Raw genomic sequence first — 17,897 nt, 5'->3', positions numbered from 1 at the left:
CGGTTCGCCAATGCATGTCATCATGCGCGACAGCGAATGCCTGCCGTTTGGTGCCACTTAGATCTCCCCCGAGCCTGCCGTTTATTTTTGCACGACTTTAATGCAAATGGCGGGCGGGGAAAACTGCTATCTGGTCAAGTCGTGCAGCGCGGGCTAGGTCTTGGGGAACAGATTTTGAGGAGTTTGCTATGAGCAGTCTGGTACCAATTCGTTTTGAGGCTTTTGACGTGGATGCCATGGCGCAGGCGGAGGGGCGCGTGGCAATCATCATTCCCGCCGATGGCAAGATGAGCCCAGCCGTGCGACGTGCCAACAAACTGACCCGTGGAGCGGTTGCTCGATTGGTGGAAAGCGATCGGTTCGAAAAGGTGAAAACCGGGGATGTGATCTCTCTGGCATGGCCGGTTGGTATGGCCGCGCAAGCGTTGGATATCGTGGTTCTGCCACGCCGCCCCGAAGTGGACGAAGCGCGCAAAGCGGGGGCGGCATTGGCAAAACTGGCCGGCGGCAAAGACCTGTTGGTGATGGCGGGCAATCAGGTGCGCGTGGAGGATCTGGCGATGGGCATCGCTCTGCGTAGCTACGATTTCGATGTCCACAAGACCAAGGAGAGCGATGCGGCAGGTTCGGTCACGATCAGCCACAGCAAGCATGACGAGGCTGAGGCTACCTTCGCCCCGATGTATGCGGTTGCCGACGGTGTGCGGATGACCCGCGACTTGACGAATGAGCCTGCGAACATCCTGACCACTACCGAATTCGCCGACCGTCTGGACGAGATGAAATCGCTGGGCCTTGAGGTTGAGGTTCTGGAGGAAGACAAGCTGGCCGAACTGGGCATGCGCACGCTGCTAAGCGTTGGGCAAGGCTCGGTTAGCCCGTCGAAAGTTGTGGTGATGCAGTGGAACGGGGGCGACAAAGACGATGCGCCTCTGGCTCTGGTCGGGAAGGGCGTTGTGTTCGACACCGGAGGGATCTCGCTGAAACCGGCGGGTGGCATGGAAGATATGACCATGGACATGGGCGGCGCGGGCGTCGTGGCCGGTACCATGCGCGCGCTGGCCAAGCGCAAGGCCAAGGCCAATGTGGTCGGTCTTGTAGGGCTGGTCGAGAACATGCCCTCGGGCAATGCGACCCGTCCGGGCGACGTGGTGAAATCAATGAAGGGCGACACGGTCGAGATCATCAACACAGATGCCGAGGGCCGTTTGGTTCTATGCGACGTGATGTGGTACGCGCAGGAGAGGTTCTCTCCGGTCGGCATGATCGACTTGGCGACCCTGACCGGGGCGGTCATCATCGGACTTGGCCATGAGAATGCAGGAGTGTTTTCGAACAACGATACCTTCTGCGATGCCTTCCTGAAATCGGCCAAGGCCGAGGACGAAGGCGCGTGGAGACTGCCCTTGGGCGCGGCCTATGACAAGCAGCTGAAATCGCGCATCGCGGATATGAAGAATGTGGGCGGACGGCCTGCAGGCTCGATCACCGCGGCGCAGTTCCTGCAACGCTTCGTCAAGGAAGAGACACCTTGGATTCACCTCGATATCGCGGGTGTCGCCTCTGTCGCGGCTGAGACATCTTATGCCCCCAAGGGGGCCACAGGCTGGGGCGTGCGCGCGCTGAGCCGTTTTGTGCAGGACAATTTCGAGTAAACCCATGGGGGCTGTCTATTTCTATCACCTGACCCGTCAGCCGCTGGAACATACTTTGCCGGTCCTGCTGGACAAGGCGCGTCAGGCCGGGTGGAAGATCGCCGTGCGGGGCACTGATCCCGCCCGGCTGGACTGGTTGGATGAAAAACTCTGGTTGGGACCCGAGGACGGGTTCTTGCCGCATGGACGGGCTGGTGGGGCGCATGATGCGATGCAACCGATCCTGTTGACGTCGGACATGCAGGCCGCAAATGATGCCAGCTGCGTAATGGCGGTGGACGGGGCGGCGGTTGACCCGGATGAGGTCGCCGCGCTGGACCGAGTTTGCATTCTGTTCGACGGCAATGACATGGAGGCTGTTCAACATGCGCGCGGCCAGTGGAAAGCGCTGACCAGCGCGGGGTGTTCAGCGCAATATTGGTCCGAGGAATCGGGCCGTTGGGAAAAGAAAGCCGAAGCCTAGCGCGCGGCTGTTGCGGAAATCAGGAGAGCGACAAATGGAAATGAAGCCTTTGGGCCGCACCGGGATCATGGTGTCTGATCTATGTCTTGGGACGATGACATTCGGATCGCAAACCTCGGAAACCGACGCGCATACGCAGATGGACGTGGCGCTGGCAGCCGGGATCAATTTTGTCGATGCCGCCGAGATGTACCCAGTCAACCCGGTCGCCAAAGAAACCATTGGCCGGACCGAGGAAATCCTTGGCAACTGGAATGCGGCCAATTCTGCGCGTCGGGGGGATTATGTTCTGGCCACCAAGCACTCGGGTGAGGGGCTTCGCTTTGTCCGCGATGGCGCGCCGATCACCGCTCAGACAATCCCCGAGGCCATCGAGGGCTCACTGCAGCGTTTGAAGACCGACTATATCGACCTCTATCAGTTTCACTGGCCCAATCGCGGCAGCTATATGTTCCGGCAGAATTGGACGTTCTCCCCGAAGGGGCACAACACCGATGAAGTGCTGGAGAATATGCAGGAGTGTCTGGAGGCGCTTCAGGTTCAGGTCGACAAGGGCAATATCCGGGCTTTTGGTCTGTCCAACGAAAGTGCCTGGGGTACGGCGCAATGGCTGCGCCTGTCAGAGCAGATGGGCGCCCCACGGGTGGCGTCGGTTCAGAATGAATACTCTCTGCTGTGCCGGCTGTTTGATACGGACATGGCCGAGTTGAGCGTTCATGAAGACGTGGGCCTGATGGCGTTCTCGCCTTTGGGAACTGGGTTGCTGACCGGCAAATATCAGGGCGGTGCCATTCCGGAAGCCTCGCGCATGTCACTGACGCCGGAGCTGGGGGGGCGCAAGTCCGAGCGGGTTTTTGATGCCGTTGACGTCTATTTGCAGATTGCCGCGCGGCATGGGCTGGACCCGACATTGATGGCGCTGGCGTGGTGCCGGACCCGTCCGTTCATGATGTCAGCCATCTTTGGCGCGACGACAGTGGCGCAGTTGGAGCATATCCTGTCTGGTATCGACCTGCGCTTGTCCGATGAGGTTCTGTCCGAGATCGAGGCGGCGCACAAAGCGCATCCGATGCCGTATTAGGGGGCGCTGCCCCCGCCGCGCGTGCCGCGCGCCTCCCCCGAGGTATTTCTGGCCAGATGAAGCAGATCCGGTCAGTGATGGGTAGGGTTGGCGCTGCCTTGTCTGAGGTCACGGGCCGATAGGCCGTGGGCGGTGCGGAACGCGCGGGAGAAGCTGGATTGCGAGGTGAACCCGGTGGCTTGGGCCACGTCCATCAGCGACATATCGGTATCGGTCACCAGACGGCGGGCCTCGGCCATGCGTAGCTGCAGGTAGTGGTCCTGCGGCGTGGTGTTCAGGCGCAGGCGAAACTGCTGCTGCAGGGTGCGCGGGCTGGTGCCCAATCTGTCGGCGATATGGTTCAGTGGCAGCGGGTCGTCGAGCGCGGCCTCCATCAGGCTATTGGCCTTGGAGGTCAGCGCGGAGTGGTGGTTCGCCTTGGGGGCGTCTGTTTTGGTTTGGGCCGAAGCGCCTTGGTACAGGAACTGGTTTGAGACACGTGCAGTAAAACCCGCACCATGGCGCGCGGCGATGATGTGCAGCATCATATCGACCGCGGGGATCGCGCCGCCCGAGGTCAGGCGGTTTTCGGAGATTGCGAAGCGGTTTGCCTGTACATCGACCTTGGGAAAGCGGCTCGCGAAACTGTCGAGATCGTCCCAATGGGTGGTCGCGCTGTGACCATCGAGCAGACCAGCCTCGGCCAGCAGCCAGGGCCCTCCGTCTATGCCGGCCATGGTGGCACCCGTGGCCGCGATGCGCCGCAACCCCGCGATCAGGCTGGGGGTTGCTTGGCGGGCCATTTGAAACCCGGCAACCACAATCATCAGGTCGCAGCTTTGCAGACGGGCCAGCGGAATGCCGGGAACGGTGAGCGCACTGGTCAGCATGACTGGCGCGTCCGTTGGGGTCACGTAGTCCCAATCAAAGGCCGGGCGATCCGCCAGACGGTTGGCGGCGCGCATCGGATCCACGGCCGAGGCAAAGCTGAGCGTGCTGCATTCATCCAAGACCAACAGCGCCGTTTTAAGGGCGCGATGTTCCGGCTGCAGTATGTTTTTTGCGGATTTCATCAAGTTCGATTCGCATTCTGACAAGTGTTCCCACAAGGCTGCGTCAGAGGCGGCGGTTGCGCAAATCGGAATCCGGGGAGAAGCCTGGGGAAAACTTTGGTCAAAACTGGGTATAACTTGGGGAAAACGTTTTTGCCCGGAAAACGGCAGCTATTGCACCATTCGGACCCGAACCATTAGGGAGGGCCGGGCACCGTGTTTCGATCTGCTGGCCAGCCGAATTGGCCCGCGAACCGGATGGGCGGAGCGTGTTGTTTTTGATGGCGCGACAAGCGCGTAGAGCTAGGGCATCAGCCTTGATTCGGGCCCCGGATCTGGCGGATTGTGCGGCGGACGGCTTGCCAGTCTTTGGCCTCTTGCGTGTTTCCGGCGGCCTCACATTCGCGCATCTTCTGAGCGGCTTCCGCCTCGGCCCGGTCGCCGTGCGCGGAATAGAGGGCGCGTGCATATTGAGCGGTTTGTAGTGCGTCCATTCTGATCATCCTCCGTAGAGTGTCTGCGCGTTCGCGGTGTCACTATACTACAGGATCTGAAAAACCGCACGTTTGAGGCGTCAGCCCTTTGCAATCTCGGCCCGCAACCCGCGCAGGTATTCGGGGAAACGGCGGGCGGTCATTTCAGCCTCGCGGATCAGGGTGTCGAAATGCCGACTGAACACCTCGATCCGGTCGCGGTCACGGAAGGCCATATAGTGGCTGCCCGCATAGAAGACGCAAAGCAAGGGCCCGAAGATCGTGACAGGCGCGGAATACAGGCGTTTGGCATCGAACAGATAGATGCGCAGGCGGGGATAGTGCTGCTCGCTGAGGTCCAGAAGGTGGTCGATCTGTTCCAGACGGACCGTTAAGGGCAGGCCTTCGTAGTAGCCGGTGCCGAGTGCGAAGCTGCGGATCTCATACAGAGGCATGGCGATCTCATAGTCCGACTGGGCGCTGCGCATCCAGGACAGGCGATCCTCGGACGCACCTATGGCTTGATCCGCAGTGCGGCCCAAATGCGGGGCGTATTCCCATTCGAGTATGGCGCGGGTCTTGAGCATATCGGGCAGGGTGGCGGGCACGTAACGGATTTTGTAGCCCGCAGCCTCTTGATGCCATTGGAAAATACGCTCATCGACAAGGGCGCGGGGGGCCTCGGTCATGGTCAGAGAACTGGCCAGCAACTCGGCGGCGCTTTCGGGGCGGTCTGACAGGCTCAGCAGCCAATCCGCCGAGACGCCCAGAGCAGAGGCGCAACTGCCGACCACATGGGCGTTGGGCAGGCGGGCGCCCTCATCGGTCAGTAGCTGTGATACGGTCGAGCGGTCGACACCGATATGTCGGGCGAGGGCGCTTTGGCTGACACCGGAGTCCTCCATCGCGCGGGAAAGCCGCTGGCGAAACTGCACAGCGCGCACTCGTTTGTCGATTTTATCTATCATGTGATGGAAATTAACACTTTTGATGATTTTTGTTAATCATATTCAGAATTCCCAACGCGCGGCCCGTTGAGTAACGCTTTTGTGACAACAACAAAAAACGGGGTCCGGAATGGAAACGCGACGAAGATCGGTCGTGAAAGCACTCATTTGGAATGTGATGGGGCTGGTGATGATGACGCTGGTGGGCCTGATCGCCACCGGGTCGGTTGCCTTGGGTGGCGTAGTAGCGCTGGTCAACACCGCTATCGGTCTGACGCTTTACATTGTCTATGAGCGGGTCTGGGCGGGTATCTCATGGGGGCGTCATGGGGAAAGCTGAAACGCCCGAATGGGACACGCTGGCCGTGATCGCCGCATGCTACGCAGCCTGGTTGATTGCCACTTTCTACGTGGCGGATTGGAGCCTGTGGCTTGCTATCCCGATGATGGGAGCGGTTGCCGCCCTTCATTCCTCGCTGACGCATGAGGCTTTGCACGGACATCCGTTTCGCACGAAATGGTTGAACGAGGCGTTGATGGCCCTGCCATTGACCCTTTTCATTCCGTTTAATCGATTTCGTGACCTACACCTTGCGCATCATCAGGATTCGATCCTAACCGACCCTTATGACGACCCCGAAAGCAACTACCATGACCCAAAGGTCTGGGCGCAGCTGTCTGGATGGCAAAAGAGGCTGCTTGCCGCCAACAACACCCTGCTCGGGCGCATGGTGTTGGGGCCTGCGATCGGGCAACTTACGTTTCTGCGGGACGAATGGAACAGCCTGATCGGTGGTGACCGTTCGGTCGCGCTTGCATGGGCGCTGCATATCCCTGGAATTGCGGTGGTTCTGTGGGTCGTCGCGCACTCCTCCATGCCGATTTGGGCCTATGTCATGTCGGCCTATATCGGTTTGGGTGTTGTTAAGATCCGCACCTTCCTTGAACACCGCGCGCATGAGAAATCACGCGCCCGCACGGTGATCGTCGAAGATCGCGGTTTACTGGCTTTCTTGTTTCTGAACAACAACCTGCACGTGGTTCATCACATGAATCCATCGGCCCCGTGGTACGAACTACCCGCGCTCTATCAATCGGGAAAAGAGCGGTATCAGGATTGCAATGAAGCCTATGTCTACGCATCCTATGCCGAGATCTTCAGGACGTATTTCTGGAGGGCGAAGGACCCGGTGCCGCATCCGCTCTGGCCAAAACCCTGATTTAAAGACAGAAGGGAGTTCATGAGTTTATGGATTCCAATCACCATCGCCGCCGCCGGTTTTCAGACGGTCCGGTTTATGCTGCAAAAATCGCTGAGCAGCGTGAAACTGTCTGCGGCGGGGGCGACCTTTGCGCGCTTCGCCTATTCCTTGCCGTTGGCCTTGCTGGGGTTGGTCATCGCGATTCAGGTCACCGGCTTGAGCCTGCCAGATTTGTCCGCGCGGTTCTGGGTGTTTGCAGTGATTGGCGGCACCTCCCAGATTTTGGCGACGATTTGTGTCGTCGCGCTGTTCAAGCAGCGCAACTTTGCCGTCGGAATCACGTTCAAGAAAACCGAAGTCATCCAAACCGCGATCGTTGGATTTGTGGTGCTGGGCGATCAGGTCTCGACCGGGGCGTTGGGTGCGATCGTCGTGGGGCTGCTGGCGGTGCTGCTTTTGTCCAAAACACCCGGAGGGGACGGGGCGTGGTGGCAACATCTGACCAATCGCGCCTCGCGACTTGGGTTGGGCTCGGGGGTGTTATTCGCCTTCTCCTCGGTCAGCTATCGCGGAGCCTCGCTTGAGCTAGGCGATATCGACGCGTGGTTTCGCGCGTTGGTCACGCTGGCCGCAGTAGTCACGTTCCAATTCGTCAGCATGGGGATTTGGCTGCTGTGGCGCGACCGGGCCGAGTTGCGCGCGGTCTGGAACACTCGCCGAACCGGCGTGTTCGTTGGCCTGACCAGCCTGTGCGGATCGTTCTGCTGGTTCTTCGCTTTCACCCTGCAGAATGCGGCCTATGTCAAAGCATTGGGACAGGTCGAGCTATTGCTCAGCCTGCTTGCCTCGACCCTCTTCTTCCGTGAGATCATCACCCGGCGCGAGATCGCCGGGATGCTGTTGCTGGGCGCGTCGATACTGGCGCTGGTACTGTCAATCTAAGCGTCTGGGTGGTTAGCCCGCGCGGCGTTCATCAAAGCTGAGGGCGATGAAGCTGGGCAGGTGATCGCCCATGCCGACAACCGCCGGGCCATGATCGTCCTTGCGGCCACGACCGCGACCCTTGGGTTCGCGGGGCTCGCGTTCTTTCTTGCCTTCGCTGCGCTTGCCTTCCGCCGCTTTGGCGGGCTTCTCGGCTTTCGGTTTCTCGGGCTTGGGTTCTTCCTTGACCGGGTTGTCGAGGCGCGGAATTTCCTTCTGGATCAGCTTTTCAATCGCATCCAGTGCCTTTTCGTCACGACCCGAACAGATTGTCACGGCCTTGCCTTCACGTCCAGCACGGCCCGTGCGTCCAATGCGATGAACATAGTCCTCGGCATGGCCGGGCACGTCGAAGTTGAACACATGGCTAACTGACGGGATATCAAGACCGCGCGCCGCCACATCTGAGGCAACCAGCAGGCGCAGTGAGCCATCGCGGAACCCGTCTAGCGTTTTCATCCGCTGCGACTGGTCCAGATCGCCATGGATCGCGGCGGCGTTATAGCCGTATTTCTTCAGCGATTTCGCACAGATATCAACATCCGTCTTGCGGTTGCAGAAGATGATCGCGTTGGTGCATTTGTCACCTTCGGCGTCGATCAACGCGCGCAGAACCTTGCGTTTGCCGCTGGCTTCACGATCCCGGCGACCGCCTTTAAACATCACCACGCCTTGTTCAATCGTCTCGGACGCGGTGGCCTGACGGGCGACCTCAATCCGGGCGGGCGCGGACAAGAAGGTGTCGGTGATACGCTCAATCTCCGAGGCCATGGTGGCCGAGAAGAACAGCGTCTGACGCGTGAAGGGAGTTAGCGAGAAGATGCGTTCGATATCGGGGATGAAGCCCATATCCAGCATCCGGTCGGCCTCATCCACGACCATGATCTGCACGCCGGTCAGCAGCAGCTTGCCGCGTTCGAAATGGTCCAGCAAACGGCCCGGAGTGGCGATCAGAACGTCTACGCCGCGGTCGATCAGGGCCTCTTGCTCTTTGAAGCTGACACCGCCGATCAGCAGCGCTTTGGTCAGTTTCAGGTGTTTGGAATAGGTGTCGAAATTCTCGGCGACCTGCGCGGCCAATTCCCGTGTCGGGCATAGCACCAGCGAACGCGGCATCCGCGCACGGGCGCGGCCACGGGCCAGCAGGGTGATCATCGGTAGCGTGAAGCTAGCGGTTTTCCCGGTGCCGGTCTGGGCGATGCCCAATACGTCTCGCCCTTCCAGCGCGGGTGGAATCGCACCTTCTTGAATCGGAGTGGGGGTTTCGTATCCGGCTTCCTCAATGGCTTTGAGGACCTTCGGGTTCAGGTTCAGTTCGGTAAACTTTGTCATATATGTCCGATTATTGCGGACACTTTACCTGGCCCGCGCGTCTGCGTCATGCCGGGTCAATCTGACCATGCGCACCATGCGCGTTTCGGCTTGAGGCGGGACATAACAAAAACGTGGGGCGGGGTCAAATGAACTGAAATCCCGACGGGGTCAACCGGCTGGAATTGGCATTTTTTGCAACAATTCAGCAGCTTCTGGGAAAGTGTTTCGCCACTTTTTCATCCAGTTGCAACGGGCGGTGTCGGATCTGGTCATGCGCTTCAAGCCGGGCACGGACGTCCGGGTCGGTAGCGCTGAGTTCATCGTAAAACGCACGTAGCCCATCAAGACCATGGGCGGATTCGATATGACTGAACAGCTCGTTCTTGTTCACACCGCCTTGATCGCGGGGCAGGTTTGGGGACATGCCGGGTTTGTATGAGCCACGCTCCATCCGGAAACGGTAATGTTTGAACCAATGCTCCCAACTCGGGGCGTGATGGTGGCACAACTCCAGCCCCGGCAGTTCGAATTTGCAGGGCAGGAGGGTCTTGTCCTGAAACAGGTTGTGGATGCGAAAACTAAGCTTTTTCAGACCCGTGCGCACGATCAGTTTACCCTGCACGTGGCTGAGGAAACCCCCAAGAACATGAGCGCCATAGGTGGGATAGAGCGCCTGCACCAAAGCCTCGCGGTCCGGGCTTTTGGGGATATGCGCTTTGTACAGGCCCTCGGCCCCGGCAATGGCCTCGATCGGGCGGACCCTAACGGCGGGGATGTCTGCGGGCACGGTATCCAGTAGCTCCGGGATGGGCGTGTCTGTCCACAGGAACTCATCCACATCAATATGGGCCAGCCAATCCAGATCGGTTTTGCGATAGGTATAGCTGGCATGAGTGGATTGGCGCACCTGATGCTTGCCCGGGCGCGTCCGATTCCGGCCACGCCAGAAAGCATCATCGCAGAGGGTCACCTGCACCTTTGGATGCTGCTCCAACAGGTGCTGCGCCTCGGGGTTGGGCTCATCCAGATAGAGGTATAGCCGGTCGGCCCCCAGATCGAAGTGATGGGCCGCGAACCGCAGGATATCCTGCGCGGGCCCTCGCACCATGGAGACAACACCCCATGTGGTCATCGTCGCTGTATCCGGGCGAGACGGCGTTCGCGCATCTTTTTCAGGCGACGAAAGACAGTTCCGGGGTCTTTGTTCAGTTCGGTCATCAGGTGATCCGCCAGCGGCGCGATGGTCGGATCGGTCAGCGCCTTGGTCCAGATCGGCGCGATGAGCGATACGGCCAGCCCGCCGCGCTCCAGTGAGAAAGACTGCATCTGCAACGGCAGCGGAGCGGTGCTTTTGCCGCGAAACCAATGGGTTTCCTCGGGGCCGCGTTTGGAGAACAACCGTTCGAACTCATAGAGCTTCATCAGCCCGAACAGCATCCGCAGCGCCTGACCAACCTCGCGCTGGGTCGGGGTGTCGCCGTGATCGGCAAAGGTCTGCACCGACGAGACGAGCCAGCGCAGATCGAGCGCTTCAAGCAGATGCCGGGATTGCTCAGCCCAAAGCCGCCGGAACAAAGCGGGCGTGTGACGCGGGTAGGAGCGTTTGCGCAGATTGGCGATCAACTGGGCGTTCAGAAACGCCAGTTCCGAATTGCCCACGAACTCGGTGGCGATCTTGGCACGCTTCTGGTCCCACGCGGTGGCATCGTCGCCTTCGGGGGCGAGGGTCGCGCGTTCCGGCACGATCTGCTGCGCCAGTGCATCCAGATCGACGTCCAGATCGGGTAGGGGGCGGGTGCCGAACACAAAAGGCGCGCGCCTGTTTTCCAGGATCTCCAGCATATCGGGCAGGCCGCCGGGAAAGGTCAGGTCGTCATCGCTCATGCGGGCAGAATTGCACAGCCTGGATTGGCTGTGCAATCAGGCAGTTGGATCACACCATCATCTCTTTGGTGGCCGTCAGGTTCAGCGCCGGATAGTCCCGCACGACCCGGTCGATATCCCATTGCAGGCGGGTCAGATAAACGATGTCGCCATCGTGGTCGTGAGCGATGTGCTGTTTGTTGGCGTTGACGAATTTCTCAACCTCGGGTTTCTCGCCGCTGACCCAACGGGCCGAGGTGAACTGTGACGCCTCAAATCGCACCGGCAGGCCGTATTCCATCTCAATCCGGCTGGCGAGCACTTCGAATTGCAGCGCTCCCACGACGCCCACGATAAAGCCCGAGCCGATCGAGGGTTTGAACACCTTGGCCGCGCCTTCTTCGGCAAACTGCATGAGCGCCTTTTCCAAATGCTTGGCCTTCATCGGATCGCCCGGACGGACCGTCTGCAGCAATTCCGGTGCAAAGGACGGGATGCCGGTCACGCGGATCGCTTCGCCCTCAGTAAGCGTATCGCCAATGCGCAGCTGACCGTGGTTCGGGATGCCGATGATGTCCCCGGCCCAGGCTTCCTCTGCCAGTTCCCGGTCCGAGGCTAGAAACAGCACCGGGTTCGAGATCGCCATGGGTTTCTTGGAACGCACGTGGGTGAGCTTCATGCCACGTTTGAAATGGCCCGAGGCCATCCGTACAAACGCCACCCGGTCACGGTGCTTGGGGTCCATATTGGCCTGCACCTTGAAGACAAACCCGGCGACCTTCTTTTCATCCGGAGAGATCTGACGGGGCTCTGCCGATTGGATCTGCGGCTGAGGACCATAGGCGCCTATACCCTCCATCAGCTCTTTCACGCCGAACGAGTTGATCGCCGAGCCGAACCAGATCGGGGTCATGTGCCCCTCTAACACGGCCTGAGGGTCGAGCGCGGGCAGAAGCTCGCGCGCCATTTCGACCTCTTCCAGCAGCTTCTCCAGCAGGTGTTCGGGCACGTGTTCGGCCAGTTTGGGATCGTCCAAACCGTCGATCTGGATGCTTTCGGCCACTTTGTTGCGGTCGGCGCGGTCCATGAGCTCAAGCCGGTCGCGCAGCATGTCGTAGCAGCCGATGAAGTCGCGGCCCACGCCAATCGGCCATGCGGCAGGCGTGACGTCGATCGCCAGCATCTCCTGAATTTCGTCGATGATCTCGAACGTATCGCGGCTTTCGCGGTCCATCTTGTTACAGAAGGTCAGGATCGGCAGATCGCGCAGGCGGCAGACCTCGAACAGCTTCTGTGTCTGGCTCTCCACACCCTTGGCACCGTCGATCACCATCACAGCCGCATCCACCGCAGTCAGCGTGCGATAAGTATCTTCCGAGAAATCGCTGTGGCCGGGCGTGTCGACAAGGTTGAACCGGAAATCCCCATAGTCGAACGACATCGCCGAGGCGGATACCGAGATACCCCGATCCTTCTCCATCTGCATGAAGTCCGACCGCGTGCGCCGCGCCTCACCCTTGGCGCGCACCTGACCGGCCATCTGAATCGCGCCCCCATACAGCAGGAACTTTTCGGTCAGCGTCGTTTTCCCCGCATCCGGGTGCGAGATGATGGCGAATGTCCGACGACGAGCGATCTCGGGCGGCAATACGGGTTGGTTCGAGGCGGTATCAAGCATGAGCGCGCGTATAGGCGGGGAAACCCGCCGAAGCAAGACAAACGGACTGGTTCGAATCGGCAAGCTGTGGCAAAGAGAACATATAGTGAACAAATTATGGGAGTGAACCAATGGAATTGAAAGAGATTGCGAACGAGCTTGTGGCCGGTTGCCGCGAAAACCGGACCGCCGAAAATCTGGGTAAACTCTATGCCGCGGATGCTGTCTCGGCCGAGGCGGTAGATGACGTTGGCATGGGGCGTGAGGTCCAGGGTCTGGATGCCATTCGCGGCAAACATGAATGGTGGGACAGCGCGACAGAGGTCAGCCATGTCTCGGTCAGCGATCCGATGTTGCATGGCGACGACCGCTTTGCCGTAATTTTCGAGATCAAGGGCAAGTTCATAGAAAGCGGTGAGAATTTCGATATGAGCGAAGTGGGTGTCTACCACGTGGCCGATGGCAAAATTGTGAGGGAAGAGTTCTTCTACTAAGGCCTGTTGAATTCTGGTCTTCTCTGTCTGGCTGGTGCTAGACATGCGGGCAACAACAGACAGAGGGGATCAGAATGGATCTTGGAATTCGCGGCAAGCGTGCGTTGGTTTGTGCCAGCAGCAAAGGGCTTGGGCTGGGCTGTGCCGAGGCGTTGGCCGAAGCGGGCGTTGATCTGGTGATGAATGCGCGTGGTGCTGAGGCGCTTGAATCGGAGGCGGCGCGGTTGCGTGCGGACCATGGCGTCGCGGTTGAGACGGTGCCCTGCGATGTGACCTCAACCGAAGGTCAGGCGCAAGTGATCGAGGCCGCGCAAAGTGTTGATATTCTGGTTACAAATGCGGGCGGGCCGCCTCCGGGTTTGTGGTCGGACTGGGATCGTGAGGATTTCATCAAGGCACTGGATTCCAACATGCTGACGCCGATCGCTTTCATGAAAGCGCTGCTGCCAGGGATGATGGAAAAAGGCTGGGGGCGGGTGGTGAATATCACCTCGCAATCCGTGCGCGCGCCGATCCCGGCTCTGGGGTTGTCGAATGCGGCGCGCACCGGGCTGACCGGCTATGTGGCCGGAACGGCGCGTCAGGTCGCCCCGCAAGGTGTGACGATCAACAACCTGCTTCCGGGGATTCATGACACCGACCGCGCCTTGTCGCTGGATACCGGTGTGTCCAATCAACAGGGCATTTCGCTGGATGAGGCCCGCGCGGCCCGGTCCGCGACGATCCCGGCGCGTCGCTACGGCACGCGTCAAGAGTTCGGCGCGGCCTGCGCTTTCCTGTGTTCTCAACATGCGGGCTTTATCGTTGGGCAGAACATACTGCTGGATGGCGGCGCAACCAATTTGACGATGTAGGAATGGCACAGAATTTCTCTCTGAAGGACCAATTGTTCAACATGGAAAAGACCCGCTACCTAGCGGGTTTATTCCAGACGGCGGACCCGGACTTCGACGCCGATGCGTTCGAAGCGCAGGTTATGTCGCGCCTGTTGGATCTGGAGCTGAAAGAGAGAATGACCTGGATCGCCGATTGCCTGCAGCAGTCCTATCCGGGCAATTTGCCAGCGGTCGCGCCGTTGATCCTGCGCGCCTTGCCGCCGCCATTGGATCCCAGCAAGACAGATGACGATTTTGGCGATTTCATCTTTGCGCCACTTGGGGATTGGGTTGTCGCAGTTGGGGCCGAGCATCCAGAGCTGGCGTTGGATGTTCTGGAGGAGCTGACTCAACGCTTTTCGATGGAATGGGCGATCCGTCCATTCCTGAACAGCCATCCCGATCTGGTCTTGGCTCGGATGCAGCGTTGGAGCCAACACGACAGCTATCATGTGCGCCGTCTGGTCAGCGAGGGCACGCGGCCCCGCTTGCCATGGGGGCAGGCGGTGGGGCTCGCGCTGACCGACCCCTTGCCTTTGCTGGATGGTCTGCATCGGGACAAAACACGTTATGTGACGCGCTCGGTTGCGAACCATCTGAACGATATCACCAAAAAGGACCCCGATCTGGTTCTGGAATGCCTGCAGCGCTGGCGCGAGGCGGGTGAGCAAGAAGAGAAAGAGCTGGAGTGGATGGTCTCTCATACCCTGCGTGGGCTTGTTAAGGCCGGGCATCCGGGGGCGATGAAGATGCTGGGTTATGACCCGGACGCGGATGTCACTGCAATCATTTCTGTTGAGGGCGAGGCCCGGATCAATGGCGCGTTGGCGTTCTCGGTCGATTTGAAAGGGTCTGCTGATCAACCGGTCCTTGTAGATTATATCATTCACTTTCAACGCCCTAACGGGAAAACCTCAGCTAAGGTTCACAAGCTGAAACAGGCCGCGCTGAGGAACGGCGCATTGCGTTTGGACAAACGCTACAAGCTCAAAGGCAATGCGACCACGTTCAAACTGGTGCCGGGCGCGCATCGGCTTGAGGTTCAGGTGAACGGAAAAATCCGCGCCGGTGTCGATTTCGAGCTGCTTGCGGAATAGCTGATCCCTTGCGCCGGACGGGCGGGGTTGCTATCCCCGCTCAAGCCCGATGGAATTGATCGGGAAAGGCAACAGGACCCATCTGTGACAGGCAACACACCTCTTCCTCGTTTGGAAATTCGCAATATGATCCGCAGGTTCGAAGGTCGGGTTGTGGTGGATGACGTCTCGCTGACGGTCGAGGCGGGGCGGGTGACCTGCCTGCTTGGGCCGTCCGGTTGCGGCAAATCCACAACCTTGCGGATGATCGCCGGGGTCGAGATGCAGGACTCGGGCGAGATCTATGTCGATGGCAAGCTGATCTGTGACACGGTGTTCCGTGTCCCACCTGAACGCCGCGAGATTGGGTTGATGTTTCAGGACTTTGCCCTGTTCCCGCATCTCAGCGTGGCCGACAACGTGAGTTTTGGCCTGAAAGGCAGCAAGGACCTGAAACGTGCGCGGGTCGAGGAACTGCTAACCAAAGTCGATCTGATGCGGTTCATCGACGGGTTCCCGCATCAACTGTCCGGTGGAGAACAGCAGAGGGTGGCTTTGGCGCGCGCTCTGGCACCGCGCCCCCGGATCATGCTGATGGACGAGCCGTTCTCGGGCCTCGACAACCGCCTGCGCGACGGTATCCGGGACGAAACGCTCGCGATCCTGAAAGAGGAAGACGCCGCCGTTCTGCTGGTCACCCACGAGCCGGAAGAGGCCATGCGCATGGCCGATGAGATCGCCCTGATGCGGGGCGGCAAGATCGTGCAACAAGGCGCGCCCTACAACGTCTACACGCGGCCAGCGGACAAGGCGGCCGTGGCCTTTTTCAGTGATGTCAACGTGTTGCAGGCGCAAGTGAATGGTGCCTTGGCCGAGACCCCGTTCGGACAATTCCTGGCACCGGGCTTTCCGGACGGCACCGATGTCGAGATTGTTTTCCGCCCCCAACACCTCCGGCTGGATTTCGACCGAAACGGCAAAGGGCCTTTGCCCACGGCCACAGACGGCGTCGCCGCGCGGGGCGTTGTTGAACGCGCCCGGTTCCTGGGCAATGAAAGTCTGGTCGAGTTTCGGATGGACTATGACGGCTCGATCCTGAAGGCGACGGTTCCGAACGTGTTTGTCCCCGCGCCTGGGCGGGCGATGTGGCTGACCATCCGACGCGACCGCTGTTTCGTTTTCCCTAGATAGAACGCAATTTACCCGCAAGTGGTGCGCGAAAGCCGCAGATTGCGGGCCTGCATTGCTTGCCGCAACGCGGGGTCGGGTCTATCAAGGGCGAAACGCGGGGGTGGGACGGTCATGCGTATTCTGATTACCAATGATGACGGCATCAATGCGCCGGGGCTGATCACGCTTCAGGCGATTGCAAAGGATCTGTCCGGACCTGGCGGTGAGGTCTGGGTCGTGGCCCCAGCATTCGAGCAATCCGGTGTCGGCCACTGCATAAGCTACACCCATCCCATGATGGTCGCCAAACTGGATGAGCGGCGATTTGCTGCCGAAGGCTCTCCGGCGGATTGTGTTTTGGCGGGTCTGCATGACGTGATGAAGGATTGCCCGCCCGATCTGGTGTTGTCTGGCGTGAACCGGGGCAACAACTCGGCGGAAAATACACTCTACTCCGGCACTATTGGCGGCGCTATGGAGGCCGCTTTGCAGGGTGTGCCGGCCATTGCCTTGTCGCAGTATTTCGGCCCACGCAATCTGGGGCTCGAGGATCCGTTCGAGGCCGCCAGTCGCTTTGGCGCCGATCTGGTGCGCCGTATTTTGGACGCGACGCCCACGGAACAGGGCGACTACCGCCTGTTCTACAATGTGAATTTCCCGCCCGTTCCCGCCGATGAGGTTCTGGGCACGCGCGTTGCCCCGCAAGGGTTCCGCCGCGATACGCATTTTTCGGTCGAGCCACACAGCTCGCCCTCGGGGCGGCGGTTTCTGTGGATCAAGGGCGGATACCAGCACAACCCGACCGCGCCCGGCACGGACGCGGCGGTCAATCTGGAAGGCTATATCTCGGTCACGCCGATGCGCGCGGATCTGACCGCGCATGACACGCTAGAGGCATTGAAGTCGATCGAATGAGTGGACTGGACCCAGAAACCGTCATGCAGTTCCTGTTCGCCCTGCGTAAGCGAGGCGTGACCGATGCGCGTGTTCTGGCCGCGATGGAGGCGGTCGACCGGGGGCGCTTCGTCACCGGCCTGTTCGCCGACCGCGCCTATGAGGATATGCCGCTGCCTATCGCCTGCGGTCAGACGATCAGCCAGCCGTCGGTGGTGGGGTTGATGACACAGGCACTGGATGTGCGTCCGCGTGACACTGTGCTCGAGATCGGGACCGGGTCGGGATATCAGGCGGCGATCCTCGCGAAACTGGCGCGTCGCGTTTACACGGTTGAACGGCACAGGCGGCTTGTTAGCGAGACCGGCAAGCTGTTTGCCGAACTGGGGCTGACCAATGTCACGTCGATGCTGTCGGATGGCTCGTTCGGTTTGCCGGAACAGGCACCCTTTGATCGAATCATCGTGACCGCCGCGGCCGAGGACCCGCCAGGCCCGCTCTTGGCGCAGCTGAAAATCGGGGGTATCATGGTGCTACCCGTCGGGCAGTCGGATGCGGTGCAGCAGTTGATTAAGGTGACGCGCACCGAGACCGGTTTGGACTATGATGAATTGACGTCGGTTCGGTTCGTGCCGTTGCTTGAAGGGCTTGGCAAGGACGAGACGTAACAGGTTTTTTGGAATGGATCGCCGGAACCCCGGATAACAGGGGCAGGTGTTGA

19 protein-coding genes are annotated in these 17,897 nt (G+C 60.0%); 12 read left to right on the top strand and 7 right to left on the bottom strand.

The window, feature by feature from the left end:
• Positions 1-188 precede the first annotated feature (188 nt).
• The 3 genes from ACR0KL_RS01935 to ACR0KL_RS01925 are packed head-to-tail and all read left to right on the top strand — an operon-like array spanning position 189 to position 3,199.
• The gene (locus ACR0KL_RS01935) at positions 189-1,655 is read left to right on the top strand and encodes a leucyl aminopeptidase (protein WP_170676212.1); all 1,467 of its coding nucleotides are present in this window, start codon (positions 189-191) and stop codon (positions 1,653-1,655) included.
• 4 nt (positions 1,656-1,659) lie between these two features.
• The gene (locus ACR0KL_RS01930; RefSeq protein WP_170676211.1) at positions 1,660-2,118 is read left to right on the top strand and encodes a DNA polymerase III subunit chi; all 459 of its coding nucleotides are present in this window, start codon (positions 1,660-1,662) and stop codon (positions 2,116-2,118) included.
• Positions 2,119-2,152: 34 nt separating this feature from the next.
• Positions 2,153-3,199, top strand: coding sequence for an aldo/keto reductase (locus tag ACR0KL_RS01925; RefSeq protein WP_170676210.1), 1,047 nt, complete (start codon positions 2,153-2,155; stop codon positions 3,197-3,199).
• Between the two features lie 71 nt (positions 3,200-3,270).
• Here ACR0KL_RS01925 and ACR0KL_RS01920 read toward each other — a convergent pair whose 3' ends face one another.
• The 3 genes from ACR0KL_RS01920 to ACR0KL_RS01910 form a co-directional block, all read right to left on the bottom strand.
• The gene (locus ACR0KL_RS01920; RefSeq protein ID WP_170676209.1) at positions 3,271-4,251 is read right to left on the bottom strand and encodes a GlxA family transcriptional regulator; all 981 of its coding nucleotides are present in this window, start codon (positions 4,249-4,251) and stop codon (positions 3,271-3,273) included.
• Positions 4,252-4,541: 290 nt separating this feature from the next.
• A complete protein-coding gene (locus ACR0KL_RS01915) occupies positions 4,542-4,724 on the bottom strand; it encodes a hypothetical protein (RefSeq protein WP_170373905.1) in 183 nt (60 codons plus the stop codon).
• Positions 4,725-4,804: 80 nt separating this feature from the next.
• A complete protein-coding gene (locus ACR0KL_RS01910) occupies positions 4,805-5,671 on the bottom strand; it encodes a helix-turn-helix domain-containing protein (protein ID WP_170676208.1) in 867 nt (288 codons plus the stop codon).
• Positions 5,672-5,780: 109 nt separating this feature from the next.
• On the opposite strand from ACR0KL_RS01910, the gene ACR0KL_RS01905 reads away from it, so the two are divergent.
• The 3 genes from ACR0KL_RS01905 to ACR0KL_RS01895 are packed head-to-tail and all read left to right on the top strand — an operon-like array spanning position 5,781 to position 7,794.
• On the top strand, positions 5,781-5,990 hold the full coding sequence (locus ACR0KL_RS01905; protein WP_170373903.1) for a DUF2061 domain-containing protein: 210 nt from the start codon (positions 5,781-5,783) through the stop codon (positions 5,988-5,990).
• Positions 5,977-6,870 carry a fatty acid desaturase gene (locus ACR0KL_RS01900; protein WP_170676207.1) on the top strand — a complete coding sequence of 298 codons (894 nt, stop codon included), beginning with the start codon at positions 5,977-5,979 and terminating at the stop codon, positions 6,868-6,870. The genes ACR0KL_RS01905 and ACR0KL_RS01900 overlap by 14 nt, the downstream gene beginning before the upstream one ends.
• A 21-nt stretch (positions 6,871-6,891) precedes the next feature.
• Positions 6,892-7,794 carry an EamA family transporter gene (locus ACR0KL_RS01895; RefSeq protein ID WP_170676206.1) on the top strand — a complete coding sequence of 301 codons (903 nt, stop codon included), beginning with the start codon at positions 6,892-6,894 and terminating at the stop codon, positions 7,792-7,794.
• Positions 7,795-7,806: 12 nt separating this feature from the next.
• Here ACR0KL_RS01895 and ACR0KL_RS01890 read toward each other — a convergent pair whose 3' ends face one another.
• The 4 genes from ACR0KL_RS01890 to ACR0KL_RS01875 all read right to left on the bottom strand — a co-directional run bounded on the left by ACR0KL_RS01890 (position 7,807) and on the right by ACR0KL_RS01875 (position 12,688).
• Positions 7,807-9,165 carry a DEAD/DEAH box helicase gene (locus ACR0KL_RS01890; protein ID WP_170676205.1) on the bottom strand — a complete coding sequence of 453 codons (1,359 nt, stop codon included), beginning with the start codon at positions 9,163-9,165 and terminating at the stop codon, positions 7,807-7,809.
• A 184-nt stretch (positions 9,166-9,349) separates the two neighbouring features.
• Positions 9,350-10,279, bottom strand: coding sequence for a glycosyltransferase family 2 protein (locus ACR0KL_RS01885; RefSeq protein WP_480776590.1), 930 nt, complete (start codon positions 10,277-10,279; stop codon positions 9,350-9,352).
• The gene (locus ACR0KL_RS01880) at positions 10,276-11,031 is read right to left on the bottom strand and encodes a hypothetical protein (RefSeq protein WP_170676204.1); all 756 of its coding nucleotides are present in this window, start codon (positions 11,029-11,031) and stop codon (positions 10,276-10,278) included. Before ACR0KL_RS01880 ends, ACR0KL_RS01885 begins: the two co-directional genes overlap by 4 nt.
• A gap of 49 nt (positions 11,032-11,080) precedes the next feature.
• Positions 11,081-12,688, bottom strand: a complete 1,608-nt coding sequence (locus ACR0KL_RS01875) for a peptide chain release factor 3 (RefSeq protein WP_170466581.1) — start codon at positions 12,686-12,688, stop codon at positions 11,081-11,083.
• Between the two features lie 110 nt (positions 12,689-12,798).
• Here ACR0KL_RS01875 and ACR0KL_RS01870 point away from each other — a divergent pair, with 110 nt between their 5' ends.
• From ACR0KL_RS01870 to ACR0KL_RS01845, 6 genes are all read left to right on the top strand, one after another.
• Positions 12,799-13,161, top strand: a complete 363-nt coding sequence (locus ACR0KL_RS01870; RefSeq protein ID WP_170373896.1) for a SnoaL-like domain-containing protein — start codon at positions 12,799-12,801, stop codon at positions 13,159-13,161.
• Between the two features lie 74 nt (positions 13,162-13,235).
• On the top strand, positions 13,236-14,015 hold the full coding sequence (locus ACR0KL_RS01865; RefSeq protein WP_480776589.1) for an SDR family oxidoreductase: 780 nt from the start codon (positions 13,236-13,238) through the stop codon (positions 14,013-14,015).
• A 2-nt stretch (positions 14,016-14,017) separates the two neighbouring features.
• Positions 14,018-15,133, top strand: a complete 1,116-nt coding sequence (locus ACR0KL_RS01860) for a hypothetical protein (protein ID WP_480776588.1) — start codon at positions 14,018-14,020, stop codon at positions 15,131-15,133.
• Positions 15,134-15,259: 126 nt separating this feature from the next.
• Positions 15,260-16,303, top strand: coding sequence for an ABC transporter ATP-binding protein (locus ACR0KL_RS01855; protein ID WP_480776587.1), 1,044 nt, complete (start codon positions 15,260-15,262; stop codon positions 16,301-16,303).
• A gap of 111 nt (positions 16,304-16,414) precedes the next feature.
• On the top strand, positions 16,415-17,197 hold the full coding sequence (gene surE / locus ACR0KL_RS01850; RefSeq protein ID WP_170676200.1) for a 5'/3'-nucleotidase SurE: 783 nt from the start codon (positions 16,415-16,417) through the stop codon (positions 17,195-17,197).
• Positions 17,194-17,844: a protein-L-isoaspartate(D-aspartate) O-methyltransferase gene (locus ACR0KL_RS01845; RefSeq protein ID WP_170373891.1), complete on the top strand. Its 651-nt coding sequence runs from the start codon at positions 17,194-17,196 to the stop codon at positions 17,842-17,844. Before surE ends, ACR0KL_RS01845 begins: the two co-directional genes overlap by 4 nt.
• Positions 17,845-17,897 lie beyond the last annotated feature (53 nt).

The organism is Ruegeria sp. C8, assembly GCF_056537565.1.
This window is presented reverse-complemented; position numbering and strand designations above follow the sequence as displayed.

Coding starts and splice junctions, on each gene's coding strand:
- ACR0KL_RS01935 (WP_170676212.1), top strand. CDS start 189: ATGAGCAGTCTGGTACCAATTCGTTTTGAGGCTTTTGACGTGGATGCC.
- ACR0KL_RS01930 (WP_170676211.1), top strand. CDS start 1,660: ATGGGGGCTGTCTATTTCTATCACCTGACCCGTCAGCCGCTGGAACAT.
- ACR0KL_RS01925 (WP_170676210.1), top strand. CDS start 2,153: ATGGAAATGAAGCCTTTGGGCCGCACCGGGATCATGGTGTCTGATCTA.
- ACR0KL_RS01920 (WP_170676209.1), bottom strand. CDS start 4,251: ATGAAATCCGCAAAAAACATACTGCAGCCGGAACATCGCGCCCTTAAA.
- ACR0KL_RS01915 (WP_170373905.1), bottom strand. CDS start 4,724: ATGGACGCACTACAAACCGCTCAATATGCACGCGCCCTCTATTCCGCG.
- ACR0KL_RS01910 (WP_170676208.1), bottom strand. CDS start 5,671: ATGATAGATAAAATCGACAAACGAGTGCGCGCTGTGCAGTTTCGCCAG.
- ACR0KL_RS01905 (WP_170373903.1), top strand. CDS start 5,781: ATGGAAACGCGACGAAGATCGGTCGTGAAAGCACTCATTTGGAATGTG.
- ACR0KL_RS01900 (WP_170676207.1), top strand. CDS start 5,977: ATGGGGAAAGCTGAAACGCCCGAATGGGACACGCTGGCCGTGATCGCC.
- ACR0KL_RS01895 (WP_170676206.1), top strand. CDS start 6,892: ATGAGTTTATGGATTCCAATCACCATCGCCGCCGCCGGTTTTCAGACG.
- ACR0KL_RS01890 (WP_170676205.1), bottom strand. CDS start 9,165: ATGACAAAGTTTACCGAACTGAACCTGAACCCGAAGGTCCTCAAAGCC.
- ACR0KL_RS01885 (WP_480776590.1), bottom strand. CDS start 10,279: ATGACCACATGGGGTGTTGTCTCCATGGTGCGAGGGCCCGCGCAGGAT.
- ACR0KL_RS01880 (WP_170676204.1), bottom strand. CDS start 11,031: ATGAGCGATGACGACCTGACCTTTCCCGGCGGCCTGCCCGATATGCTG.
- ACR0KL_RS01875 (WP_170466581.1), bottom strand. CDS start 12,688: ATGCTTGATACCGCCTCGAACCAACCCGTATTGCCGCCCGAGATCGCT.
- ACR0KL_RS01870 (WP_170373896.1), top strand. CDS start 12,799: ATGGAATTGAAAGAGATTGCGAACGAGCTTGTGGCCGGTTGCCGCGAA.
- ACR0KL_RS01865 (WP_480776589.1), top strand. CDS start 13,236: ATGGATCTTGGAATTCGCGGCAAGCGTGCGTTGGTTTGTGCCAGCAGC.
- ACR0KL_RS01860 (WP_480776588.1), top strand. CDS start 14,018: ATGGCACAGAATTTCTCTCTGAAGGACCAATTGTTCAACATGGAAAAG.
- ACR0KL_RS01855 (WP_480776587.1), top strand. CDS start 15,260: ATGATCCGCAGGTTCGAAGGTCGGGTTGTGGTGGATGACGTCTCGCTG.
- surE (WP_170676200.1), top strand. CDS start 16,415: ATGCGTATTCTGATTACCAATGATGACGGCATCAATGCGCCGGGGCTG.
- ACR0KL_RS01845 (WP_170373891.1), top strand. CDS start 17,194: ATGAGTGGACTGGACCCAGAAACCGTCATGCAGTTCCTGTTCGCCCTG.